The 24,326-nt window shown below is 64.6% G+C and carries 24 protein-coding genes and 1 pseudogene; 11 read left to right on the top strand and 14 right to left on the bottom strand.

Translation table 11 applies throughout. The features are described 5' to 3' along the window. Positions 1-7: 7 nt before the first annotated feature. Positions 8-262 carry a DUF2798 domain-containing protein gene (locus EN874_RS28625; RefSeq protein WP_127428062.1) on the top strand — a complete coding sequence of 85 codons (255 nt, stop codon included), beginning with the start codon at positions 8-10 and terminating at the stop codon, positions 260-262. Between the two features lie 67 nt (positions 263-329). Here EN874_RS28625 and EN874_RS28620 read toward each other — a convergent pair whose 3' ends face one another. The 5 genes from EN874_RS28620 to EN874_RS28600 all read right to left on the bottom strand — a co-directional run bounded on the left by EN874_RS28620 (position 330) and on the right by EN874_RS28600 (position 6,123). After that, positions 330-710: a DCC1-like thiol-disulfide oxidoreductase family protein gene (locus EN874_RS28620; RefSeq protein ID WP_127428061.1), complete on the bottom strand. Its 381-nt coding sequence runs from the start codon at positions 708-710 to the stop codon at positions 330-332. A gap of 60 nt (positions 711-770) precedes the next feature. Continuing rightward, positions 771-1,064, bottom strand: a complete 294-nt coding sequence (locus EN874_RS28615) for a GYD domain-containing protein (RefSeq protein WP_126088150.1) — start codon at positions 1,062-1,064, stop codon at positions 771-773. A gap of 207 nt (positions 1,065-1,271) precedes the next feature. Beyond that, positions 1,272-3,302 (bottom strand): RNA polymerase sigma factor RpoD, encoded by a 2,031-nt coding sequence (gene rpoD, locus EN874_RS28610; RefSeq protein ID WP_127428060.1) that lies wholly within the window; start codon positions 3,300-3,302, stop codon positions 1,272-1,274. A gap of 369 nt (positions 3,303-3,671) precedes the next feature. Continuing rightward, positions 3,672-5,621 carry a DNA primase gene (gene dnaG, locus EN874_RS28605; RefSeq protein ID WP_127428059.1) on the bottom strand — a complete coding sequence of 650 codons (1,950 nt, stop codon included), beginning with the start codon at positions 5,619-5,621 and terminating at the stop codon, positions 3,672-3,674. A 139-nt stretch (positions 5,622-5,760) separates the two neighbouring features. Beyond that, the gene (locus EN874_RS28600) at positions 5,761-6,123 is read right to left on the bottom strand and encodes an RcnB family protein (RefSeq protein ID WP_127428058.1); all 363 of its coding nucleotides are present in this window, start codon (positions 6,121-6,123) and stop codon (positions 5,761-5,763) included. A 358-nt stretch (positions 6,124-6,481) separates the two neighbouring features. Here EN874_RS28600 and EN874_RS28595 point away from each other — a divergent pair, with 358 nt between their 5' ends. The 3 genes from EN874_RS28595 (at position 6,482) to EN874_RS28585 (ending at position 9,800) form a co-directional block, all read left to right on the top strand. Next, positions 6,482-8,146 (top strand): Na/Pi cotransporter family protein, encoded by a 1,665-nt coding sequence (locus EN874_RS28595; RefSeq protein ID WP_127428057.1) that lies wholly within the window; start codon positions 6,482-6,484, stop codon positions 8,144-8,146. Between the two features lie 137 nt (positions 8,147-8,283). Beyond that, positions 8,284-8,499 carry a DUF2061 domain-containing protein gene (locus EN874_RS28590; RefSeq protein WP_127428056.1) on the top strand — a complete coding sequence of 72 codons (216 nt, stop codon included), beginning with the start codon at positions 8,284-8,286 and terminating at the stop codon, positions 8,497-8,499. Between the two features lie 119 nt (positions 8,500-8,618). Then, positions 8,619-9,800: an MFS transporter gene (locus tag EN874_RS28585; protein ID WP_127428055.1), complete on the top strand. Its 1,182-nt coding sequence runs from the start codon at positions 8,619-8,621 to the stop codon at positions 9,798-9,800. A 32-nt stretch (positions 9,801-9,832) separates the two neighbouring features. Here EN874_RS28585 and EN874_RS28580 read toward each other — a convergent pair whose 3' ends face one another. After that, positions 9,833-11,209, bottom strand: a complete 1,377-nt coding sequence (locus EN874_RS28580; RefSeq protein ID WP_168247652.1) for a PLP-dependent aminotransferase family protein — start codon at positions 11,207-11,209, stop codon at positions 9,833-9,835. Between the two features lie 109 nt (positions 11,210-11,318). Between EN874_RS28580 and EN874_RS28575 the strand changes: the two genes are divergently transcribed. Further along, the gene (locus EN874_RS28575) at positions 11,319-11,705 is read left to right on the top strand and encodes a DUF983 domain-containing protein (protein WP_126088141.1); all 387 of its coding nucleotides are present in this window, start codon (positions 11,319-11,321) and stop codon (positions 11,703-11,705) included. A 31-nt stretch (positions 11,706-11,736) separates the two neighbouring features. Here the strand turns inward: EN874_RS28575 and EN874_RS28570 are convergent. Continuing rightward, positions 11,737-12,295 (bottom strand): annotated as a pseudogene (locus EN874_RS28570) (GNAT family N-acetyltransferase). 109 nt (positions 12,296-12,404) lie between these two features. On the opposite strand from EN874_RS28570, the gene EN874_RS28565 reads away from it, so the two are divergent. Continuing rightward, on the top strand, positions 12,405-13,409 hold the full coding sequence (locus EN874_RS28565; protein WP_127428053.1) for a hypothetical protein: 1,005 nt from the start codon (positions 12,405-12,407) through the stop codon (positions 13,407-13,409). Between the two features lie 26 nt (positions 13,410-13,435). Here the strand turns inward: EN874_RS28565 and EN874_RS28560 are convergent, their stop codons facing one another. After that, the gene (locus EN874_RS28560) at positions 13,436-13,723 is read right to left on the bottom strand and encodes a hypothetical protein (RefSeq protein WP_127428052.1); all 288 of its coding nucleotides are present in this window, start codon (positions 13,721-13,723) and stop codon (positions 13,436-13,438) included. Positions 13,724-14,198: 475 nt separating this feature from the next. Beyond that, entirely contained in the window at positions 14,199-14,648 is a 450-nt protein-coding gene (locus tag EN874_RS28555) for a GatB/YqeY domain-containing protein (RefSeq protein ID WP_127428051.1), read from the bottom strand. A 262-nt stretch (positions 14,649-14,910) separates the two neighbouring features. Between EN874_RS28555 and carA the strand changes: the two genes are divergently transcribed. Next, positions 14,911-16,116, top strand: coding sequence for a glutamine-hydrolyzing carbamoyl-phosphate synthase small subunit (carA, locus tag EN874_RS28550; protein WP_127428050.1), 1,206 nt, complete (start codon positions 14,911-14,913; stop codon positions 16,114-16,116). A 15-nt stretch (positions 16,117-16,131) separates the two neighbouring features. On the opposite strand, the gene EN874_RS28545 is transcribed toward carA, so the two are convergent. The 4 genes from EN874_RS28545 to mntR form a co-directional block, all read right to left on the bottom strand. Further along, on the bottom strand, positions 16,132-17,400 hold the full coding sequence (locus tag EN874_RS28545) for a TCR/Tet family MFS transporter (protein ID WP_127428049.1): 1,269 nt from the start codon (positions 17,398-17,400) through the stop codon (positions 16,132-16,134). Between the two features lie 157 nt (positions 17,401-17,557). Beyond that, a complete protein-coding gene (locus EN874_RS28540; RefSeq protein WP_126088130.1) occupies positions 17,558-18,457 on the bottom strand; it encodes a neutral zinc metallopeptidase in 900 nt (299 codons plus the stop codon). Between the two features lie 172 nt (positions 18,458-18,629). After that, on the bottom strand, positions 18,630-18,818 hold the full coding sequence (locus EN874_RS28535; protein WP_127428048.1) for a hypothetical protein: 189 nt from the start codon (positions 18,816-18,818) through the stop codon (positions 18,630-18,632). 100 nt (positions 18,819-18,918) lie between these two features. After that, entirely contained in the window at positions 18,919-19,371 is a 453-nt protein-coding gene (mntR, locus tag EN874_RS28530; protein ID WP_168247650.1) for a manganese-binding transcriptional regulator MntR, read from the bottom strand. Positions 19,372-19,584: 213 nt separating this feature from the next. On the opposite strand from mntR, the gene EN874_RS28525 reads away from it, so the two are divergent. The 3 genes from EN874_RS28525 to EN874_RS28515 all read left to right on the top strand — a co-directional run bounded on the left by EN874_RS28525 (position 19,585) and on the right by EN874_RS28515 (position 22,569). Further along, positions 19,585-20,946, top strand: coding sequence for an Nramp family divalent metal transporter (locus EN874_RS28525; RefSeq protein WP_127428046.1), 1,362 nt, complete (start codon positions 19,585-19,587; stop codon positions 20,944-20,946). Positions 20,947-20,991: 45 nt separating this feature from the next. Beyond that, entirely contained in the window at positions 20,992-21,831 is an 840-nt protein-coding gene (locus EN874_RS28520; RefSeq protein WP_127428045.1) for a methyltransferase domain-containing protein, read from the top strand. A gap of 87 nt (positions 21,832-21,918) precedes the next feature. Then, positions 21,919-22,569, top strand: coding sequence for a dihydrofolate reductase family protein (locus EN874_RS28515; RefSeq protein WP_127428044.1), 651 nt, complete (start codon positions 21,919-21,921; stop codon positions 22,567-22,569). Between the two features lie 188 nt (positions 22,570-22,757). Here EN874_RS28515 and EN874_RS28510 read toward each other — a convergent pair whose 3' ends face one another. Continuing rightward, complete coding sequence (locus EN874_RS28510; RefSeq protein ID WP_127428043.1) at positions 22,758-23,624, bottom strand: LysR substrate-binding domain-containing protein; 867 nt, start codon at positions 23,622-23,624, stop codon at positions 22,758-22,760. A 98-nt stretch (positions 23,625-23,722) separates the two neighbouring features. On the opposite strand from EN874_RS28510, the gene EN874_RS28505 reads away from it, so the two are divergent. Then, positions 23,723-24,322 carry a LysE family translocator gene (locus EN874_RS28505; protein ID WP_127428042.1) on the top strand — a complete coding sequence of 200 codons (600 nt, stop codon included), beginning with the start codon at positions 23,723-23,725 and terminating at the stop codon, positions 24,320-24,322. Positions 24,323-24,326: the final 4 nt, after the last annotated feature.

Genomic DNA, 24,326 nt, shown 5'->3' with positions numbered 1-24,326 from the left:
ATCCCCAATGACTGGAAGAAATCGGCGCAGGAAGCTGCCTGCGCGCTATGCCGTCGTCAGCCCGCTGGTGCTGTCGCTTTTGATGACCTTCATCGTCTCCTTCATCTCCACGCTGAAGAGCCTCGGCCTTCACTCCAACCTGCCCGCAATCTGGCTGACCGCCTGGGGTCTGTCCTGGCTGGTGGCGTTTCCGACCCTGCTTCTGGTGCTTCCCATGGTGCGCCGCATCGTCGGCTGGCTGTGCGAGCCGGCGGCCAGGTGACCGACGCCCGGAAAGGCATGGAGCGCGCTCCATGCTTTCCAGGCTTTCCTTGGTTGAAGTGCGCCGGCTACCAGCGGCCCTTGCTGCGGTTCCAGGCGTAGAGAAGATCGGCGAAGCGGTCATAGGCAAAGCGCGTCAACGGCAGCGCGATCGGGTTGCCGAAGAGCGCCGCCAGCCAGCTTTCGCCCGGCGTCATGCGCCAGACCGCGATCGCCACGTCGGCGCCGACCAGCAGTCTGCCCTCGGCATCGGTGGCATGCAGCCGGCGGCGGATGTCCTCCAGCGAAGCGCCGAATGCGGAAAGGATGGACGGTTCGAAATTGATGTCGCGGAATTCGATGCGGCCCGCCTTGACCGCCTCGATCAGCCGCCGCTTCTGGCGGCTGATGCCGGCGTCGCAGACAGGGCAGCGTGTGTTGTACCAGACTGTCAGGAGCGGCACGGGCATGGCAGGACTATCGGACGCGCCGCCGCGCTCCGCAACTCCGCCGGTGCGGATAACAGCGTCCTATCCTAGCGAGCTGATGATCTCGCGATAGGCGAACTCCGGAAAGGCCTTGAGCGTGCGCGTTCGAACGCTGCCGCCCGACGACAGCATCAGCGCGAAACGGGCGAGCACCGCATCGTCGGGCGCCTCGACCACGGCCACCATATCGCACTCGCCCATGGTCAGATAGAAGGCCTTGAACGAGCCGCCCATCTCGCTCAGCTGCTTCTTGGCGGCGTCGAGCCGCTTCGGCGACTCGCGGACATTCTTGGCACCTTGCTCGGTCCAGTTGATGAGCATGATGTAGGTCGTCATGGCAACACCTCCTACCGGGTCCACGGAGCAGGCGCCTGGCCGTTGCGGCCGGCGCCGGGGCGCCCATCCGGCTTGTCGCCCACAAATGCATCCGACCGCGAAAGTATCCTCCTGTCGGGTAGCCCCGGCAAGGCGGCATTGCGATGGGCTGGAAACGCAAAAGGGCGCCCGAGGCGCCCTTTCAAATTGCTGGACTGATCATGCCGATCAGCTGTCGAGGAAGCTTCTGAGCTTCCGCGACCGGCTCGGATGCTTGAGCTTGCGCAGCGCCTTGGCCTCGATCTGGCGGATACGCTCGCGGGTGACCGAGAACTGCTGGCCGACCTCTTCCAGCGTATGGTCGGTGTTCATGCCGATACCGAAGCGCATTCTGAGCACGCGCTCCTCGCGGGGCGTCAGGGAAGCAAGCACGCGGGTCGTCGTCTCGCGCAGATTGGCCTGGATCGCCGCGTCGATCGGCAGGATCGCCATCTTGTCCTCGATGAAGTCGCCGAGATGCGAATCCTCCTCGTCGCCGACCGGCGTTTCGAGCGAGATCGGCTCCTTGGCGATCTTCAGCACCTTGCGCACCTTTTCCAGCGGCATGGCAAGCTTCTCGGCCAATTCCTCCGGCGTCGGCTCGCGGCCGATCTCGTGCAGCATCTGGCGCGAAGTGCGCACGATCTTGTTGATCGTCTCGATCATGTGCACCGGGATACGGATGGTGCGCGCCTGGTCGGCGATCGAACGGGTGATCGCCTGCCGGATCCACCACGTCGCGTAGGTCGAGAACTTGTAGCCGCGGCGATACTCGAATTTGTCGACCGCCTTCATCAGGCCGATATTGCCTTCCTGGATCAGGTCGAGGAACTGCAGGCCGCGGTTGGTGTATTTCTTGGCGATAGAGATGACGAGGCGCAGGTTCGCCTCGACCATTTCCTTCTTGGCGATAGCCGCCTCGCGCTCGCCCTTCTGCACCTGGTTGACGATCTTGCGGAATTCCAGGATCGAGATCGCCGTCTCGGTGGCGAGGCTCTGGATCTCGGCGCGCAGCTCCTTGATCGCGTCCTTCTCGTTCTTGGTGAATTCCTTCCAGCCGCGCGACGTCAGATTGGCGATCGAGCGTGTCCAGTTCGGATCGAGCTCCGAGCCCTGGTACTCCCTGAGGAATTCCTCGCGGCGCACGCCGTAGCTTTCGGCAAGCCGAAGCAGCCTGCCTTCATTCTGCACCAGGCGCTTGTTGATGTCGTAGAGCTGCTCGACCAGTGCCTCGATGCGCGCGGTGTTGAGCGACAGCGACTTCACCGCCTTGATGAGCTGGTCCTTCAGCTCCTTCAGCCGGCGGTCCTGGCTGGGCGAAAGCGTACCTGCGGCGGCGAGACGGTTCTCGACCTGCTGGTCCTGCAGCTTGCGCAGCTTCTTATAGGTGTCGGCGATGACGTCGAGCGTCTCCATCACCTGCGGGCGCAGTTCCGCTTCCATCGCGGCGAGCGACAGGCTTGCCTCGTCCTCGTCGTCTTCTTCTTCCTCCAGCCCGCGCGTGTCCGCGCCGACATTGGTGATGTCGTCTTCTTCGTCGCGCGCGGCCGCGCGGCCGCGCGGCTTTTCCTCGGGCTTGGGCGCTTCCTCGACGCGTTCGACGACCGGCGCCTGCTTGGCCTCGGGGCCGGCATAGGTCGCCTCGAGGTCGATGATCTCGCGCAGCAGGATTTTCGATTCGTTGAGCTCGTCGCGCCAGATGATGATGGCCTGGAAGGTCAGCGGGCTTTCGCACAGGCCCGCGATCATCGTCTCGCGGCCAGCCTCGATGCGCTTGGCGATCGCGATTTCGCCCTCGCGCGACAGAAGCTCGACCGAGCCCATCTCGCGCAGATACATGCGCACCGGATCGTCGGTGCGGTCGGTCGGCTCCTTCTTGGTGGTCGTGGTGGCGACGGCAGTGCCGGTCTGCTCGGCAAGCTCGTTGGCGTCCTCTTCCGAATCGCCGCCGGCGTCGGCGCCCTCGGCCTCCTCGCCCTGCTCGTCGTCCTCGACGACGTTGATGCCCATGTCGGAGAGCATGGCCATCGTGTCCTCGATCTGCTCGGAGGTCACTTCCTCCGAAGGCAGCACCGAGTTCAGCTCGTCCATGGTCACATAGCCGCGCTTCTTGGCGGCCTTGATCATCTTCTTGACAGCATCATCGGAAAGGTCGAGCAGAGGGCCATCGGTGGCGCCTTCACGTTCGGTCTCGACCTCTTCCTTTTCCTTTGTCGCCATTCTTTGTCGTCTCCAAGCGGCCGAATATCGAAGCCGCGTAAGCTGCCCGACCGGTCATACCGGCTGCGCTCGCACCAGAACGCTTCTTTACCGGGCCAGTAACCGCATCTCTCGTTAAGTCCAGATTAACCCTGGTATCTGTGGCAGGCCTTTTGCCTGTCCAGTCACCAGCACCTTACATCGCTCAAAATTTCCCGCCGCCGCCGGGGCACGGTTAACGTTTCGAATCGTCCTGATTCCGCCAATCTGCCAGAAGGTCAAGCGCCTCTGGCATGATTCGCATGAAAAAAGCGAATCAATTACCCGACTTAGGGGCGTCGTTTCGACGCGCCTTGAGCATTTCCACTTCATTTTGGGGTAGGTCCGGACCTAAACGCGTCCAGCCCTGCCCGATGAAACGCCGAACCCTTCGATCAGCGCTTCCGTTGCCTGCACATCGTTGAATTGCGCTTGAATCTCGACGAGATGCCGGAAGTTTTCATCCGAAGGGTCTGCATCGAGCGCCGCCTGCGCCTGTTTCAGCTCTCTATGTAAGGTGCGCGCGCTGCGCTGCAAGTGCATCGCCTGGTTGAACGCGTCGCGGGCATCGTCAAGTCCGGCGGTTTCGAGCGCCGGCCATTGCCGCGCCCGCTTGATCAGCGCCACCGCACGCTCCCAGATGCCGCCGCAGCCGGCGCGCTCGATCGTGGCGATCACGGCGTCGCGGTCGTCGGCCGCGTCATGCGCCATCGCATCGAGGATGGCCGCATGCAGCCGCCGCAAATCCGAGTTGGCGAGATCGAGGAATTCGACATGCGCGAAATTCTCGTCGATCAGCGGCGGGTGGTTGACCAGAGCCACGATGATCGTCGCCTCGCGCACCGACATGCCCTCGCCCGCCCGCTTGACCAGCGCCGAGCGGCCGAGGCTCTCGGTGATTGCCGTGCGCGCGCCGGCCGCGCCCCGCCCAAACGCCCCGCCTGGCGCGGAACCTCTGCCGCGTTCGCCCGGCCGACCATCCTGGCGCCCCCCCAGACCTTGCCGCGTACCGCGCTGCGAGCCGAAGAAGCTTAAGACGCGTTCGCGCATCTCCTGCTGATAATGATAGCGCAGGCTTTCGTCGCGGATGCGGCCGGTGATCTCGCGCAGCGTCTTTTCGAGCTCCGCCCGCCGCTCCGGCGTGTCGAAGACGCCGCCGGCGGTCTCGCGCATCCATAGAAGGTCGGCAAGCGGCCTGGCCTCCGAAAGCACCGCGCGGAAAGCGTCCGGTCCGTCCGCCTTGACCAGGTCGTCCGGATCCTTGCCTTCCGGCAGCAGCGCGAAGCGCGCCGAGCGGCCTGGCTGGATCGCCGGCAGCGCCAGGTCCGCGGCGCGCCAGGCGGCCTTCAGCCCGGCCTGGTCGCCGTCAAAGCAAAGCACCGGCTCGCCGGCCATGCGCCACAGAAGCTCGAGCTGGTTTTCGGTGAGCGCGGTGCCGAGCGGCGCTACGGCATTCTCGAAGCCGGCCTGCGCCAGCGCGATCACGTCCATGTAGCCTTCGACAGCGATCACCGTGCCGCCCTTCGCCAGCGCTTTCCGGGCGCGGGCGAAATTGTAGAGCACATTGCCCTTGTGGAAGAGCTCGGTCTCCGGCGAGTTCATGTATTTGGCCAAAGCGTCCGGCGCCAGCGCCCGGCCGCCGAAGGCGATGATCTTGCCGCGCGAGTCCGGTATGGGAAACATGATGCGGTCGCGGAACCAGTCATAGGAGACCGGGATGTCGTCGCCATGCCGCACCAGTCCGCAAGCCTCGATGTCGGCCTTCGGCACGCCCTTGGCGGCGAGGTATTCCTTCAGCGCGTTGCGGCTGTCCGGCGCATAGCCGAGCCGGAACGACTGCTGCGTCGCGGGCGTCAGGCCGCGGTCGCGCAGATAGGCGCGGGCCTTGGCGCCTTCCGGTGCCTGCAGCCGCTCCTGGAAGAAGACGGTCGCCATCTCCATGACATCGGTCAGGCTGGCGCGTTCCTTCTCGCGCCGCTCCTCGGCGGCATCGCGCACCGGCATCGGCACGCCGGCCATCTCGGCGATCTTTTCGACCGCTTCGGGAAAGCTCATGCCGTCGAGCTCGGTCAGGAACTTGAAATGATCGCCCGAAACCGAGCAGCCGAAACAATGATAGCGCCCCTTCTTGTCCTCGCAGTGGAAAGACGGGCTCTTCTCGCCATGGAACGGGCAGCAGGCCCAATAGTCGCCGCGCGGTGCGTTCGTCTTCTTCCTGTCCCACGCGACGCGATGGCCGATCACCGAGGAAATCGGCACGCGGTCGCGTATCTCGTCGAGGAAGGCGGGCGGAAAGCGCATCGGGAAAGGCTCGTTTGCCCTTCATATAATCAGGCCGCCCGGGCGCGACGACTCCTAAAGCGGATCGTACCCGCTTTTCACAGACAAAAAGAAGGCGGCCGTCCGGCCGCCCATCCGTTGTGCGCGAATTGTCGTCGGATCAGTGCGCGGCGATCGCGCCGAAGACGATGCCGGAGACGATGCTGACCAAAAGGTAGTCGTTGCCGACGCGGATCCATTCCTGGCCGGGATCCGGACGGCGCAGGCCATAGCGGTGCCAGTCGCGCACCGCCTGATGGCGCTTCCAGTTCGAGTATCTCTGGCCGTTGCGCCAATGGCTGCGCTTCACCACGACCTTCTCCCTCACGACGCGCTTCTCGACGTGCCGGCCCGGCTTCTGCCAGTCGACCTGGGTCAAGTTCGGCCGCGGCGCGCTCGGCAGAACGAGCGGCGCGGCCTGGCCCGAAAAGGCCGAGGCGGCCAGCATCGAGGCGGTGACGGCGGAAAGTATGACACGCTTCATGGTCGTGCTCCTTGGTTGTCGATAGGCAAGGAGATAGTCGGGGCCATATGAACCGAAACTGAACACCGGATTACAATTCGGTAATGATTTCCAATACTTATATAAGCCGCGTCTGCAACCTGCAGAGATCGGGCCAGTGGTTGGAAGGCATGCGCTTTGATGTCCGCCGTGCGATTCATGGGCGGCATGCAACCAATATGCCTTCCATCCATTTCCGACACGCGCCGTCGCGTAACGACAGTCCGTCGCGCCGGTCGAAAATTATTATCCGGCTAAGATTTTTGGAGTATTTTGCCGTCCAAATGCCTATGATTCGCGCCACCCTCCGCTTCTCTGCCGCCTGGTCGCGAGGCCAAACATGAGCGGTTCCGTCGTCTTTCTGCACCTGGCCGGCGCGGTGGCGCTGATGCTTTTTGCCACCCGCATGGTGAAGACCGGCGTCGAACGCGCCTATGGCGATGTGCTGCGCCACAGGCTGCGCGCCACCATGCGCAATCCGCTGATGGCGGTGCTGGTCGGCTGCGGCCTCGCGATCGCCTTGCAAAGCTCCACCGCCGTCACGCTCCTGGTCGGCTCCTTCGCCGGCGCCGGCATCGTGTCGGGCGCCGCCGGGCAGCTTGCCGTGCGCGGCGCCGAGATCGGCTCGGCGCTGGTCGTCAAGCTGCTGACCTTCGACCTGTCGCTTCTGGTCCCGGTCTGCCTCGTCGCAGGAACGGTCATGTTCATGGCCACGGAACGGCGCGACTGGCGCCAGTTCGGCCGCATCCTGGTCGGCATCGGCCTGCTTCTTCTGTCGCTGGAGATGATCGGCCAGGCCTCGGAACCGTTGCGCCAGAGCACGCTGATGCCGATGATCGTCAACTATTTCTCCGGCGATCCGGTCACCGCCTATCTGCTGGCCGCAGTCGTCACCTGGCTGTTCCATTCCTCGATCGCCGCAGTGCTTCTTCTGGTGACGCTCGCCGGCCGCGGTTTCATCCCGCCGGAACTCGGCATCGTGCTGGTGCTCGGCGTCAATCTCGGCTCCTCGATCATCGCGCCGCTGCTCACCCGCAATGCCGATCCGGGCGTCCGCGTGGTGCCGATCGGCAACCTCCTGATGCGCGGCATGGGCTCGCTGATCATGCTGATCCTGTTCATGACGCTGAAGCCGCCGGTCGGTTTTCTCGGCACGGCCGGGGCGGACCAGATCGTCAACGCCCACATCTTGTTCAACGTGGTCATCCTGCTTGCCGGGCTGCCGCTCGCCGGCCTCGTCTACCGCGCTTCCGAGAAGATAGTCGCCCTGGGCGTCAAGCCCGCGCCGGCCGCGACGCTCGAAGTCGTCGAGCTTTCAGCGCTGAACGAGAGCGCGCTCGACACGCCGAGCCAGGCGCTGGCCAACGCCACGCGCGAGGTGGTGCGGGTCTGCGAGACGGTCGAGATCATGCTGAAGCGCATCATCGAGCTCTATGAGAGCGCCGACGCCGGCAAGATCAAGGCGCTGGCCGCGCTCGACGACCGGGTCGACCAGAAGCACGCGGCGATCAAGCTCTATCTGGCCAAGGTCACCAAGAACCCCTTGAGCGAGGACGAAGCGCTGCGCTGCCAGGAATTGATCGGCGCCTGCGTCAAGCTGGAGCAGGTCGGCGACATCATCGTGCGCAACATGCTGGTGCATGTCAGGAAGAAGCTGGAGCGCGGCCTGGAGTTCACGCCCGAGGGCTGGCGCGAGCTCAGCGCCTTCCATGCCTCGGTGCTGGCCAACGCCCGGCTTGCCTTCAACGTGCTCGTCTCGCGCGACCCCGAGACCGCCCGCCAGCTCGTGCTGGAGAAGGATCTGCTGCGCGAGCGCGAGAAGGAGACCAGCGCCAGCCATTTCGTGCGGCTGCGCGACGGCACCGCCAAGAGCGTCGAGACCAGTTCGATCCACCTCGACACCATCCGCGATCTCAAGCAGATCAATTCGCTGCTTGCTTCCATGGCCTATCCGGTGCTGGAGGAGCGCGGCCTGCTCGGCGGCTCGCGGCTGAAGGCCGGATAGCAAGCCGCAAAATTGCGGCTGTGACATCAACTTGGGAACAGGGGTCCGTCGTCGGCGCCAAAGCGGAAAAATTAGTCTTTGCTCCTCCAGCCATCCGTCGGCTAAGCATCGGATCAGGCCCACCGGGAGGATAGTTGTTGGATACCCATTCGCGCAGCTTCGTCAAGGCGCTCTCGTGGCGCGCCACCGGCACTATCGACACGATGATCATCTCGCTTGTCGTCACAGGCAGCATCAAGCTTGCTGCCGCTATCGGCCTGACCGAAGTCGTCACCAAGTCGCTGCTCTACTATCTGCACGAGCGGGCGTGGCTGAAGATCCCATATGGCGCAGGACGGCCGCGCGATAGCTGATGCGCGGACGCGCAGTTGAGCCTCTCTCAAGAAAAGCTAAAGCGGTGTCGACAATTTCTGCATTGCCGGCAGCATCCATCCGTGGTTTGACGCCCTGCATTCATATCAGTCTTTGCGCCATGCTGCCTCTTATCGCCCTCTTCATTGCCGCTTTCGCTTTCGGCACGACTGAATTCGTCATCGCCGGCGTGCTGCCGGAGGTGGCGGAGGGTCTCGGCGTCTCCGTGCCTACCGCCGGTTATCTCGTCTCCGGTTACGCCTGCGGCATCGCCGTCGGTGGACCTCTCCTGGCGCTTGCCACCAGCAAGGTCTCGCGCAAGGCTCTGCTCATCGGGCTGACGATAGCCTTCACCCTTGGCCAGGCCGCCTGCGCGCTGGCGCCCGATTTCGCCGCGATGCTCCTGCTGCGCGTTGCGACTGCCGTGGCGCATGGTTGCTATTTCGGCGTCGCCATGGTGGTCGCGGTCGGCCTGGTGCGCGAGGACCAGCGCGGTCGGGCTGTGGCGGTCATCCTCTCGGGACTGACGGTCTCCAACGTCATCGGCGTGCCGGCCGGCACCGCGATCGGCGGCCTCTGGGACTGGCGCGCGACCTTCTGGGTGATGGGCGCGCTGGGCGTCGTCGCGATCGTCGCCATGCTTGCGCTGCTGCCGCGCACCGCGGGCGCCGCCGACCGGCCCGCCGGCCTGGCGCGCGAAGTGCGCGTGCTGGGGCGCCAGCAGGTCTGGACCTCGCTCATCCTGATGCTGATGCTGATGATCGGCCAGTTCGGCTTGTTCACCTATATCACGCCGACGCTGCTCGAAGTCACCGGCCTCGACGAGAGCCTGATCCCATGGGTGCTGCTGCTCAATGGCGTCGGCGCCACGATCGGCGTGCTTGTCGGCGGCAAGCTTGCCGACTGGAGGCTGATGCCGTCGCTGATCGCCATGCTGTTCCTGCAGGCGGTGATGCTGGCTGTCATCTACGCCGTCAGCCCCTACCCGGTGCCGATGATCGTCGCGATCGTCCTCTGGGGCGGCCTCAACTTCGCCATCGGCGCACCGATCCAGACCCGCATCCTGGCCTGGACGGCGGACGCCTCGAACCTGGCCTCCTCGCTCATCCCGTCGGGCTTCAATGTCGGCATCGCGCTCGCCGCATCGCTTGGCGCGGCGATGCTCAATGCCGGCTTGGGCTATCGCAGCCTGCCGCTTGCAGGCGTGCTCGCCATGCTGGTGGCGGTGGTCGTGGCACTCGCCTCGCAGGCCTGGGAATGGCGCAGCCGCGCGACGCCGCCGCTGCCCGCGGCGGCCGAATAGGAAGCCGCGCACCCGCGCCGTCGGTTCGCGCCTCAGACCTGAGGGCGCGCAGATACCAGGCCGCCGGCAAGGATCGCCAGCAAACTGCGCAGGCCCTCCTCCAGTCTTTCCCGGCTGGACGCCGCGCCCAACGCCAGGCGCAGGCCGTCGGCAACGCCGGGCGCGACGGCAAACTCCTCCGCCGGACTGATGGCCAATCCGCGGCGCCGGGCCACATCGGCAAGCTCTGAAGAGCGCGGCCGCTCGCCAAGCGGATACCACAGATGCAGGCTCGATTGCGCCGAGGCGAAACCTGCCGGCAGGATCCTGCGCGCGAGCTCCTGCCTGGCCTGCGCTTCGGCACGCACCGCGGCCGTGATCTCGCCGGCCAGGCCGCCTCGCACCCATTCGCAGGCGAGCCCCGTCATCAGCGGCGGCGCCATCATCGTGGTGCCCCGGATCGCCGCCGCGATCCGCTCGACGGCTTCCGCGTTCGGCGCGACCAGGAAGGCGGTGCGCAGGAAGGGCGAGACGCATTTCGCCAATGTCGCGACATGAAAGGTCCGCTCCGGCGCGAGGCCGAGGAAGGCCGGCGGAGAAGAGGTCTGCAGCGGACTGTAGGGATCGTCTTCGACAATCGTCAGGCCGAGCTTGCCCGCCATCTGCGCCAGATCGCGGCGCCGGCCCTCCGGCATGGTGAGCGCGGTGGGATTGTGGAGCGTCGGGTTGAGATAGAGGACGCTGGCGCCGTGCCGTCGCGCCGCTTCCTCCAGACGGTCGGGACGCATGCCGTCATCGTCGCGGCCGACGCCGGCCAGTTTCCGCCCCGTGGCCTGCGCCAGCGCGATCAGCCCGGGATAGGTCAGCGCATCGGTAAGGATCGTGTCGCCCTCGCGGGTTTGCGACAGCAGCACCGCCGCAAGCAGCGCCTGCGCCCCGGAGCCGACCGCCACGCGCTCGACCGGCGGCCTGTCGCCGGTTGCCGCAAGCCATGACGAACCAGCGGCGCGTTCGGCGGGCGAACCCGGGCCGGGATGGTAGGAAAGCAGCGCTTCCGCGCTCGAACGTTTGAGCAGTCCCTCGATACCGCTCCGGATCAGTGCCGGCAAGCTGAGGCCCGAGGGCGCTGGCGGAATGTTCATGCTCAGATCGAGGATCGGCTCTTCCGGCTCGCCGGGCGTGACGAAGGTGCCGCGACCGGCCGTCGCGTCGATCAGGTTCCTGCGGCGGGCTTCGGTGAAGGCCCTGGTAACCGTGGTCAGATCCACGCCAAGGAAACGGGCAAGCTCACGCTGCGGCGGCAGCCTGTCCCCCGGCTGCAGCCGGCCGCTCGAGCGGGCAGCCGCAAGCGCATCGACAATTCTCAGATAGATCGGCTGAGGGCCCTCGTCCAGGGGAGACAGCCAGCCGAGGTCGTTCTTGCCGTTCATGCCTTCTCCATACATTTTGTCGCATTGTATGCATACAATCATGATACTAGTATGTATAGGTGACCTCAAGGCCGATCGAATGCCATGCGAGGTCCCTGGAGCGACAACCATGCAAGATCACGCGCACTATCCCGATCTCGAACCCTGGCGGATCGGTATCCGTGGCCGCTGTCCACGCTGCGGAGAGGGCCGGCTGTTCGAGGGATTCCTGAAACTGGCGCCGAAATGCGATGTCTGCGGGCTCGACTATTCCTTTGCCGACCCGGCGGACGGCCCCGCCTTCTTCGTCATCTGCTTTGCCTGCGTGCCCTCCGTGCTGTTCGCCGTCTGGGCACAGGTGGCTTTCGAGCCGTCCATGTGGTTCCACGCCTTCGTTTCGGTGCCGATCATTCTGGCGACCTGCATTCCGCCGCTCAGGCCGCTGAAAGGCTGGCTTGTCGCGAGCCAGTTCTACTACAAGGCCGAAGAAGGAAGGCTGGCCAAGCCCGGCGAATAGGCAGCTCAAACCCTATTGCCTGTGAACAGGTCTAAAGATCGATCCGGTACTTGAGGCTCTCCGCACCGCCATAGGCGGCGATCTTGGCGAACCGCCCGGCGAGAATGCCGCCATTTGGCGAGGATCACCTTCTGGGAGGCAAAATTGTCGAGATCGGTGGTGATCTCGACATAGTCGAGGCCCGCCGCCCTCGCCGCGTCGAGCATCAGCCGCAGCGCCTCGGTGGCGTAGCCGCGCCGCTCCTTCCACGGCACAACGGCATAGCCGATATGGCCGAGCACGTGCGGCGGCAGCGCCGACGTGCCCTTTTGCCAGCGAAGCCCGATCGAGCCGGCGACCTCGCCATCCCAGATCCAGCGCCGGAACCCCGGCAGGCGCGGCACCGTCGTGCCGTCCGGCAAGGCGATGCGCGGCCCCTTGGCTTCGGGATCGTCAAGGCTGGCAAGAAAGGCGACAGGATCTTCCTCGATGGCCGCGAGCTGCTCGCGTGTCGCTTCCAGGAGCCGGACATTGTCCGGCGACCAGCCGCGCTCCAGCGCCGCCTTGTAGGAGGGCAGATGTTGGAGCGCGGGCTTGACGATTTCGACCACGACGTATTCCGGTTGAACAAGAAGTGTTTCGCCGATTGGCGCGGGCCTTTTATGATTGGCGCAGGTGATTCACCACAAGCGATAACGGCTGGAGAGGGGAAATAATCCGGTGCGGTTGAGATCTGTTCCGCTTGATGTCGCTGTCCTCTGCCTCCTCGCCTTTGCCGTCGCGCTGACGATGTCGGCCCGATCTTTCGCGGCGTTGCGGTCCTCGAGCATTCCGGCCTGGCTGCAGGCCCATGTCGGCGAAGGCGACGGTCAGATCGCTCAGGTGGTCCTGGAACGGGCGCGTGCGCTTTACCTGAAGAAGGTAAGCGAAGGTTCCGTGAAAAATCCCTGCTACTTCGCCATGGACGCGACGCGTCCCGGCGATCTGGGCAACAGCGTGTTGGGGCGCCGCTACTACATCATCTGCGAGGCCGAGCAGTCGTTCCGCGCGGTCTCGGCCGGCCACGGCGGCGGCCGCAACCTGAAGGGCGTCGCGGATTTTTCCAACGGCAGGCGCTGCGCGAAGAATTTCGGCAATGCGATGGACTCTGAACTGACGGCCGGCGGCCCCTATATGACCGCCGAGGCCAAAACCTCGTTCAAGGGTTATTACCGCGTCGGCGCGAAGCAGAATACGGTTTTCATGCGCACCTTCGTGCAGTTCGACGGCGAAGGCGAAACGGAGAACGCCCGGCAGCGCGTGATCGGCGGGCACCCGGCAGCGCTGCTGAGGGGAATGTGCCTTCGCAAAAGCCCGAACAGCTCTTATGCCGACCACGATGGCTATGTGCCCTTCGGCAAGCTGGTGAACTATGCCGGTGGCCGCAGCAATGGCTGCACCAGCTGGTCGCCCGCGGATGCCGAGCAGATCATCCCGATGGTTAAGGACAATCCGACGACGCTCTACATCTATCCGGAGTCGCGCGACATTGCCGCCGTGGCGCATTCCGCGGCGGCCAGGCAATCGACGTCAGGTGCCGGACCGTACTGGAATGCATCCTGCCTGAAGGAGATCGGCGCCCCGAAATTCTGGCCGAAGAAGATGCTGGAGCCAGTCATCGCGCAATATAAGAACGATCACCCGTTGCCGCCGCCGCAACCGGTGCCGATATGCAAGGATCCGTGAGGTTTCCCGCCGTCGGGCGACAATCCCTACTGAAGCACCCCCTTGACGATGGCGCTTTGGCTCGGCGAGGTCCATCCGGCCGTCACGGCCTGCGCCCGTTCGCTTGCAAACATGGTGAGGCACCATTCCGACCGGAGTTCGTCGAACCGCAGGATATAGAGCGCGCCATCGCTGCCTTTGACCTTGCAATAGCGGTAGTCGGCGCCAAACCATTGGTCGACCATCTCGAAAACATCCACATGGTCGCCGTTGAGGCTGAACCGCCGGGGCACGTCGACATCGCCGTCCTGCCGGGTTTCCACCTTGATCCGCATGTGCGCCTCCGCGCTTTGATCGGCTGATCTCTCCCTCTTCAACCAGAGCAATTCCAGGAAAAGTGTAACGGTTTTCCGTTCGGAATTGCGCAAAAAACAAATACTTAGAGCGGTTCGGCGATTCTATGAATCGCTGAAACGCTCTAGACACTCACCCGACCCCTGCCACGACGGGCATCATCGTCGGCGAAAGTACGGGCAACGACGATCTCCAGCACCTGCTCCAGAAATGCCTTTCGTGCGCGCCTCTCGCGGGTGATCCGATATTTCCTCCGGCGAGCCGTGCTCCACGATAACGCCATGATCGGTGAAATAGATACGGTTGGCGCGTCATGACGGTCTCGGTGCCTTCGGCCACCAGAAAATCGTGCCTCCGTCATGGCAGGGAATGCCGCAACGCGGCTTGAAGCGGGCTTGGGTGCCAGCCTTGCATGGGTCTCGCTTCGGGTGCGGCAAGAATGCCAGCTGCAGTCCTCTACTGCAGCAGGCCCTTGACGATGGCGCTTGCCTTGGCGAAGTCCATCTGGCCGGCATATTTCTGCTTGAGCGCGCCGATGACCTTGCCCATGTCCTTCTGGCTGGCCGCGCCTGTCGCGGCGATCGCCTCGCGCGCCGCCGTCATGATTTCCGCGTCGCCGAGCTGCGTCGGCAGGAACTCGCGGATGATCTCCATCTCGCCGCGTTCCTGCGCGGCCAGTTCCGGCCGCTTGCCATCCTCGAAAGCCTTGGCCGATTCCTCTCGCTGCTTCACCATCTTGGCGAGGATCTGCAGGATCTCCTCCTCGCTCGCCGCCGGCTTGCCCGCGCCGCGATTGGCGATGTCGCGGTCGTGGATGGCGGCCTGGATCAGCCTGAGCGTCGGCAGGCGGTGCTTGTCCTGCGCCTTCATCGCGCTCTTCATGGATTCGGCGATTTTCTCGCGCATCGTGCTTCTCCTTCGAATGCGGCGGACAATAGCTTTGCTGGCAACCTAAGGCAAATCCCGGCAAGCCACTGATATCGCTGGACGAAAGCAAACCGAACCTGGCTGGCGGCCACCTCATTGACCGCTCCGCTGCCTTCGCCTATGTACTCGGTCCTGCATGAGACAATGAGTTGACGCAACGGAGCTGAAAATATCCAGCTCGCGCGTCTTGCCGCGCAAACGGTCCCGATGACCGGTTGAAGCGCCTGACAGGAGTGCCGCTATGGCGACGACCACCGCCCCTTGGGCCACCGAAAAGCCGACTGCCCTTCTGGTGCTCGCCGACGGCACGGTGATCGAGGGCCGTGGCCTCGGCGCCACCGGATCGGCGGTCGCCGAAGTCTGCTTCAACACCGCGCTCACCGGCTACGAGGAGATCCTCACCGACCCCTCCTATGCCGGCCAGATCGTCACCTTCACCTTCCCGCATATCGGCAATGTCGGCACCAACAGCGAGGATATCGAAGACCTCAGCCCTACAGCGCGCGCAGGCGCCGTCGGAGCCATCTTCAAGGCCAATGTCACCGACCCGTCCAACTACCGGGCAGCCGGTCATCTCGATCAGTGGCTGAAGAAGCGCGGGATCGTCGCGCTTTCGGGAATCGACACGCGCGCTCTCACCGTGCTGATCCGCGAGAAAGGCATGCCCAACGCCGTCATTGCCCACGCGCCCGATGGCGTCTTCGACCTCGACGACCTGAAGCGCCGCGCCGCCGCCTGGTCGGGCCTGATCGGTCTCGACCTCGCCAAGGAGGTCACGTCAGGCCAGTCTTCGGTCTGGCGCGAGACGCCCTGGGCCTGGAACAAAGGGTTTGGCGAGCAGGGCGCGGCGTCGCTGCACGTCGTGGCGATCGACTATGGCGTCAAGCGCAACATCCTGCGCCTGCTCGCCGGTCTCGGCGCCAAGGTCACCGTCGTTCCGGCCAAGACCGGCGCGGAAGAGATCCTGGCCATGCAGCCGGACGGCATCTTCCTCTCCAACGGTCCGGGCGACCCGGAGGCGACCGGCGAATATGCCGTGCCGGTGATCCAGGATCTCCTGAAGACCGACATCCCGGTATTCGGCATCTGCCTCGGCCACCAGATGCTGGCGCTGGCGCTCGGCGGCAGGACCGACAAGATGCACCAGGGGCATCACGGCGCCAACCATCCGGTGAAGGACCACACGACCGGCAAGGTCGAGATCGTCTCGATGAACCATGGTTTCGCGGTCGATGCCGACTCGCTGCCTGAAGGCGTCGAAGAAACGCATGTCTCGCTGTTCGACGGCTCGAATTGCGGCATTGCGCTGACCGGCCGGCCGGTGTTCTCGGTCCAGCACCATCCCGAGGCCTCGCCCGGCCCGCAGGATTCGCACTATCTCTTCCGCCGCTTCGTCAACCTCATCCGCGAACGGCGCGGAGAACCGGCGCTGGCCGAGCGCGCCTGACCAGGGCGACGCGGCTCAAGCAGCGTCGGTCACGGCCTCCTGCGCGTGCATGCGCTCGACTTCCTTCGGCGTAGGCTTTGCCACCTTGGTCACGAAGACGACCACTGCCAGCGTGAGGAAAACCGCGCCGAGTACATAAGGCGCGCCGCCGAACGCAACCGGCGCGCGCGCACCGGTGAACCAGGAAAAGATCGCGGTATAGAGCAGCGGCGTGACGATCGAGGTGATCGAGAAGATCGAGGTCATCGCACCCTGCAGCTCGCCCTGCGCCGAAGGCGGCACCTTGGCGGCCGCGAGGCTTCTCAGCGGCGGATCGGCAAGCGCTTCCAGGCAACCGGCGACGATCACCGCGTAGATCATCCAGCCCTGCGTCGCGAACGCATAGCCGAAGGCGCTGAGCGCGGTGAAGGTTAGGCCGATCGCCGCCGTCTTCCACTCTCCGAGTTTAGGGATGACACGCGGCAGCACCGTCGCCATGACGATCGCGCCGCACAGGCCGAAGGCGCCGAGCGAGAAGCCGATCTGCTGTTCGTTCCAGCCGTAGCGGTAGTTCGAGACGAAGGACCACACCGCCGGATACATCATGTGGCCGAGCGTCATCAGGAAGAAGACGAGCCCGATCCAGCCGATGCCGGGATAGCTGCGCATCTGGATGAGCGTGCCGACCGGATTGGCGCGCTTCCATTCGAAGCGGCGGCGGTGCTGCTGGTCGAGCGTCTCCGGCAGCAGGAACATTGCGATGAGGAAATTCACGAAGGCGAGTCCCGCGGCGAAATAGAACGGCACGCGCGGTCCGAACGTGCCGAGCAGCCCGCCGAGCACCGGCCCGATGACGAAGCCGACGCCGAATGCGATGCCGAGCAGGCCGAAATTCTTGGCCCGGTTCTCGTCGTTCGATACGTCGGCGATGAAGGCCGATGTCGTCGAATAGCTGGCGCCGGAAATGCCGGCGAGCACACGGCCGATGAACAGCATCGGGTAGGACCAGGCGATGGCGCAGATCAGGTTGTCGATCGAAAAGGTGAGCACCGAGGCGAGCAGGATCGGCCGCCGGCCGAAGCGGTCGCTCAAGCCGCCGATGATCGGCGCGAAGAAGAACTGCATCGCCGCATAGACGAAGAACAGCCAGCCGCCCTCGATCGCCGCCTCGCTGACGCCGACGCCGGTCAGTTCCTGCAGATAGGCCGGCAGCACCGGCATGATGATGCCGAAGCCGATGACGTCGAGCAAAAGCGTCGTGAAAACGAGCGCAAGGCCCCGCTTGGCGGTCTTGGGGTCGATCATGATGGTGTCAAGCTCCTCGGCCGCCCAGGGGCAAGGACGGGATGCACTTTATAGGCGAGCTTGTCGCCCGGAACAATAAGCGAACGGCTGCAACTGTCTCATCCTGACATCAGTTGCTGGCAACGATGCGGAAAGACGGCAGCGCTACGCCGCCGCCTCAGACCGGGTTGTTGAAAGTATCGCAGTCCGAAAGCTTGCCGCTCTTGTAGCCGCGCGCCAGCCAGGTCTGCCGCTGCGCCGACGTGCCGTGGTTGAAGCTTTCCGGGACGACATAGCCCTGCATCTTCTTCTGCAGCGTATCGTCGCCGATCTGCTTGGCCGCGTTGAGCGCGCTTTCCATGTCGCCCTGCTCCAATATGCCCTTCTGCGCCGTGTAGTGGGCCCAGACACCCGCGAAACAGTCGGCCTGGAGCTCGACCCGCACCGACATCTGATTGGCCTCCGCCTCGCCCATGCCTTGCCGCATCTGGTTGAACTTCGACATGATGCCAGTGAGGTTCTGCACGTGGTGGCCAACCTCATGCGCGATCACATAGGCGCGTGCGAATTCACCCGAAGCGCCGAATTGCTGGTCGAGTTGCTGGAAGAAGGTCATGTCGAGATAGACCTTGTGGTCGCCCGGGCAATAGAACGGCCCGGCCGCCGAGGAAGCAAATCCGCACGCCGAACGAATCTGGCTGCTGAACAGCACCAGCTTGGGGTCCTCATAGGTTAGGCCTTCGGATTTGAAGATGCCGGTCCAGGTTTCCTCGGTTTCGGCGAGCACCGTCGCCACGAACTGCTTCATCTCGTCGGAAGCCGGGGCGCCGCCATCCGGCGAACTGCCGTCTTCGGTGATCTGGCCACCACCGCCGTCACCCAGAATCTGCGACGGATCGAAGCCGAAATACCATCCGGCGAGAACGACCAGGATGACGAAGATGATGCTGCCGCCGCCGCCGGCGCGCCCGCCGATCGGAACCCGGAACTGGCCTGGGCTGCCGCCGCCGAATCCGCCGCCGCTATCGCCGCGCTGGTCTTCGATGTTGTCGCTCTGACGACGGCCTCTCCAAAGCATGACAATTCCTCGTGCTGCGAATATCTGGAAGGCCCGGCTCGCGACCGCCCCTCCACAAACAATTATCCCAATGTCAGGTCAAGTCACAGCATTTTTCAACCGAAATACGAGCCCAAAAGGGCAGCACGGCGCGACTTTGCGACCGCGTTAGACCCCAGACGGGCCGGGAATTTCAGCTCTTCTGTTTCGAGCCCGCGCTTTTGCCGTCTGAACTCTTGGAGCGTTCTTCGAAACGGGCGGCGCCCTTCTTCAGCGGACGTCCGGTTTCGGCCTCGGTCTTGCGTTCGTCTCGCGCCGAGGCCTGCCTCAAGCCCTTCGCTGATTCCTTGCCCTTTTTGGTCGGTGCCTGTTCCACGCCCATCGCTTGCTCCTCCCTGGGCCCGCCAAGGATTGCGGACCTGGGAAACGAACGCACTGGATGCGTGGCGGTTCCAGGGTCACTCGAAGGGAGCCGCGTTGGCTTAGCGGGTTATCATCGCCCGCCGAAACGCCTCCAGCGTCTCGGCGCTGACATGGTGCTCGATGCCCTCGGCGTCGATGCGCGCCGTCTCGGCGCTGACGCCCAGCGAGCGCAGGAAGGCTTCCACCGTCTGGTGGCGGATGCGGCTCTCCTCCGCCACCTTGCGGCCGGCTTCGGTCAGGAACACCCCGCGATAGGGCTTTCTTGAGACCAGCCCGTCGGCGCACAGCCTGGTCAGCATCTTGGCCACGGTGGGTTGCGCGACGCCAAGCCTGGCCGCAATATCGACCTGACGCGCCTCGTTGCCGTCCTCGATCAGGTCGGCGATCAGCTCGACATAGTCCTCGACGAGCGCACCGCGGCGCGCTTCGCGCGTGTGCCGGAACCCTTCCGAATGGATTTCGGCATCGGGAAGCGGCTCTTCACGTCGAACCGGTCTGTTCCTCAGCGCCAATATGCGCTCCTTCTTGGCTGGCCGAAGGCTGAATCGGGATCGCATTCATAACACGAACCCTGGTGGTGCGGCCGTTTATTTGCATTCCCGCTCACGTGCAACCGGCCCTCGGCACGATCGGACAAAAGCACAAACAATGAAATATAGCCTATTGCATAATGTTGAGCCATGGCATAGATAGGGGCGTAGTCATCCATTTCCGCGGAATCCTTCATGTCCGACGCCGAAGCAGCCGCCGTATCCAGTTCCTCGTGGCAATTTGCCCGGGCCGATGCGGGCGAGCAGCCGAGCCTGCGTGAGGTCAACGCCACGATCGCGGTGCCCCGGACCGGCGCCTGGTTCCGCCGGCTGTTCGCCTTCATGGGCCCGGGCTACATGGTGTCGGTCGGCTATATGGACCCGGGCAACTGGGCGACCGACCTTGCCGGCGGCGCGCAGTTTGGCTACACGCTGCTTTTCGTCATCATGCTGTCGAACCTGATGGCGATCCTTTTGCAGGCGCTGGCCGCGCGTCTCGGCATCGCCACCGGCCGCGACCTCGCGCAGGCCTGCCGCGCCTACTATCCGCGTCCGGTTAATTTCCTGCTCTGGATCGCCTGCGAGCTGGCGATCATCGCCTGCGACCTCGCCGAGGTGATCGGCACGGCGATCGCGCTGCAGCTCTTGTTCGGCATTCCGCTTATCGGCGGTGCCGTGCTCACCGCGCTCGACGCCTTCCTTGTGCTGCTGCTCATGAACAAGGGCTTCCGCTACCTCGAAGCTTTCGTGGTCGCGCTGCTGATCATCATCTTCGGCTGCTTCGCCATCCAGATCTTCGTCGCCGCGCCGCCGGCCGGCACGATCCTGCACTCGATGTTCGTGCCGTCGTCGCAGATCGTCACCAACCCGACGATGCTCTACATCGCCATCGGCATCATCGGCGCCACCGTCATGCCGCATAATCTTTACCTGCATTCCTCGATCGTGCAGACCCGCGCCTATCAGCGTACCGATGCGGGCAAGCGCGACGCCATCAAGTGGGCGACGACGGATTCGACCATCGCGCTGATCCTGGCACTGTTTGTCAACGCCTCCATCCTGATCGTCGCTGCCGTGGCCTTCCACGGCACCGGGCACCAGGATGTCGCCGAGATCGGCCAAGCATTTGAATTGCTGTCGCCGCTCCTGGGCCTGAGCATCGCCTCGATCCTGTTCGCGATTGCGCTGCTCGCCTCCGGTCTCAACTCGACGGTCACCGCGACGCTCGCCGGCCAGATCGTGATGGAAGGCTTCCTGCGCCTGCGCATCCCGCAATGGGCCCGTCGCCTGCTGACGCGCGGTATCGCCATCGTCCCCGTCGTGATCGTCACCGCGCTCTACGGCGAAAAGGGCACCGCCCAGCTTCTGGTCTTCAGCCAGGTGATCCTGTCGATGCAGTTGCCCTTCGCCGTGGTGCCGCTGGTGCAGTTCGTGTCGGACAAGAAGAAGATGGGCAATTTCGCCATCCCGCGTGGCGTCGCCGCGCTCGCCTGGGTGGTCGTGGCCATCATCCTGGTGCTCAACTTCAAGCTGCTCTTCGACACTTTCGCCGGCTGAGATCAGGCCGCGACATCCGGGCCGGCCGCGCTATCTTCTGGAAGCATGACCGGATCGGACGACGCCCGAAAATTCTACGCCAAGCTGATGGCCGCGCATGCGCGGTCAGCCGATCCGCGCATCGAGGAGGTGTTCACCTCGGTGCCGCGCGAGGCCTTTCTCGGGCCTGGGCCGTGGACCGTCTTTGCCGGCGACGGCGGGTTCAAGACGCCGACCGCCGATCCGAGCTACATCTATCAGAACGTGCTGGTGGTGCTCGATGCCGACAAGGGCATCAACAACGGCGAGCCGGTTCTGCACGCCATGTGGATCGGCAAGGTGGGACCGAAGCCCGGCGAGGCCGTCACTCATATCGGCGCCGGCACCGGCTACTACACGGCGCTGCTGGCGAAGCTGGTCGAGCCCGGCGGCAGCGTCACCGCCTTCGAGATTGAAGCCGACCTCGCCCGGCAAGCCAGGATCAACCTCGCAGCCTATGGCAATGTCGAGGTCGTTCCCGGCGACGCCGTCGCCAGCCCGGTGCCGCCGTCCGATGTCATCTATGTCAATGCCGCGGTCGTTGCCCCTCCCGCGGCATGGTTGAAAGCGCTCAGACCCGGCGGCCGCCTGATCTTCCCCTGGCGGCCGGCGGACCGCATTGGCCTCGCGGTGCTGGTCACCCGCATGCAGGCGGGTTTCGCCTGCCAGCCCTTCATGGGCTCGTGGTTCATCCCGTGCGTCGGCGCTTCCGTCGCCGGCCCCGAGGCAAAAGTGCCCACCCGCGAGCGCGCCGCCCGCACGCGCTCGATCTGGCTGAGCGAAGACAAAGCACCCGACCGCACCGCCACCGCCGTGTTCGGCGATGTCTGGTTCTCGTCGCGCATCATTCGCGGCGGCAAACGCTGAAAACCTTGCCGGCGGCTGTCGAAATGGAGGCTCGTCATTCGTCCTTTGACCAATTCCAGGAAAGTGCGCAGCGGAAAGGAGAAGACCATGCGAAAAATCATAGCCGCCACCTTCGTCAGCCTCGACGGCGTCATGCAGGCGCCCGGCGGACCGGAAGAGGATCCGGTCGGCGGCTTCAAGTTCGGAGGCTGGACCTTCCATTACTTTGACGAGGTGGCGGGTGCGGGTTTGGATGAACTGTTCTCCAAACCCTTCGCCCTGCTGCTTGGCCGCAGAACCTACGACATCTTCGCCGCATACTGGCCGTATCAGAAGGATCCGATCGCGGATGCCTTCAACCCTGCGACCAAGTATGTGGCGACGCATCGTCCGGATTCGCTCACTTGGCAGAACACCCAGTCGCTCGGGCCGGACGTCGTTGCAAGACTTAGGGAACTCAAACAGGAAGACGGACCTGACCTGCTCATCCAGGGGTCTGGCAATCTGATCCAGACCCTGCTCGCCAACGGGCTGATCGACGAGATCCGGCTGATGACCTTCCCGCTGCTGCTGGGCAAGGGCAAGCGGCTGTTCGGCGATGATGCGATGCCGGCCGCCTTCAAGCTTGTCAGGTCGCAGGCCACCAGCACCGGCGTCGTCATGGCGACCTATGAGCGTGGCGGCGAGATCAAGACCGGGTCTTTTGCAACGGAGCAGCCTTCGGAGGCCGAGCTCGAGCGGCGCAAGAACTGGAAGTAGCACCGAGGCTCGTTTCCTCGCCCCGCCAAAGCGGGGGAGAGGTGGCCGCGAAGCGGCCGGAGCGGGGGCTTCGTAGGGCTGAGGCCTCTATTGGAACTTGGCCACCAATGCGCCAGTCCCCTCTCCGTCTCGGCTTCGTCGAGCCACCTCTCCCCCACATTCGTGGGGGCGAGGAAAGAAAGTGTTGCTCACGCCGCCTGGCGATGGCGCGCCAGCCCTTTGCGGATATGCGCCGCGAACGCCTCTGCCGCCGGCGCGATGGCATGCTTCGGCAGATGCAGGTTGACGGAAAAATTCGGCAGGGCCGGAAGGCCGGCATCGGACAGGATGTCGAGATCGGCCGGAACCGTCGAGGCGAGCCAGGTGGTCACCGCAAGATCCGCGCGCACCGTTGCTGTCGTGGCGTCGATATTGCCGTTCTCGAACACGGTGCGCCAGTCGAGCCCATGCGCGCCGAGCGCTGCCAGCACCGCCGGGCGGAAGGCGCAGCTGTCCGCAACCATCGACACCGGCAGCGGCCGCTTCAGGCGCGCTGAGCCGCCTCTCGCCCCGACCCAGACCAGGCGGTCGACCAGCAGGCATTCGCCTGCCGTCGGACCGGACCGCTCCTCGATGACGGCAAGATCGATCGTCCCTGCCGCCAGTGCCGCCGCAAGTTCCGGCGAGGAGGCGCAGACCAGCGATATCTCCACCTGCGGGTGGGCTTCGGCGTAAGTCTTGAGCACGGGTTGCAGCAATGTGCCGACGAGGTCGTAAGGCACGCCGATGCGCACCCGGCCGGCAACCGCCTTGCCGCTTATCTCCGCCAGGATCTCGTCATTGAGCTGCAGAAAGCGCCTCCCCTTGTCGAGCAGCCGTTCGCCGGAACGCGTCAGCTTCAAGCCGCGCCGGTCGCGCCCGAACAGTGTCTGGCCCAGCACCTCCTCCAGCCGCTTGATCTGCTGGCTGACGGCGCCTTGGGTCAGATTGAGGGCATTGGCAGCACCCGTCATGCTCGCCTTGTCGGCTGCCGTGACGAAGGTGCGCAGGAGCGTGGTATCGAGATCGCGGATCATCTCTCCATTATAGATGCTAATGCTAGCTATATCAAACATTGCATTTACTGATGTCCTAAAGCGCCTAGCATGCCGGTTCCTTCGACCGGAAAGCCTGGATGTCCGAAGCCATTATCCCCCTCGTGCTGTTCGCGCTGATCTCGACTTCGACGCCCGGCATCGCCACGACGCTGTCGACGGCGTCCGGCGCGCAGTTCGGCTTTCGCCGCTCCGTGCCGCTGATGGCCGGCAGCGCCGCGGGACTGGCCTCGGTGGCCGCGGCGGGCGCGGCCGGGCTTGCCGGGCTGCTGGCCGCCGTCCCTTCCCTGCAGCTCGCCATGAAGATCGCCGGCTCGCTCTATCTGATCTGGCTTGCGATCAGGATCGGCCGCAGCGGTCCGCCCAATCTCGACGTGAGCATGGCCAGCCCCAACAGCTTCCTCGGCGGCGCCGGCATCCAGTGGGTGAACCCGAAAGGCTGGGCGATGGGACTGGGCGCCGCCGCATCCTTCGCGGCGCTCGCCGACAGTCCCTTGCAGCTGGCGCTGCTGCTCGGCGCCGTGTTCGGCCTTGCGGCGGCATTCTCTCTGTCGCTGTGGTGCGTGGCCGGCACGCTGCTTGCGCGGCTGCTCAGGACCGAGCGGCAGTGGCGCGCGCTCAACATCGTGCTTGGCCTGCTGCTGGCCGCCTCGATCCTGCAGATGTGGCGGCCAGCCTGAGAAA

It is taken from the genome of Mesorhizobium sp. M1D.F.Ca.ET.231.01.1.1, from assembly GCF_003999155.2.
In the GTDB taxonomy this organism is placed as follows: Bacteria; Pseudomonadota; Alphaproteobacteria; order Rhizobiales; family Rhizobiaceae; genus Mesorhizobium.
Note: the sequence above shows the minus strand (reverse complement) of the source record. Positions and strands in the feature narration are given on the sequence as shown.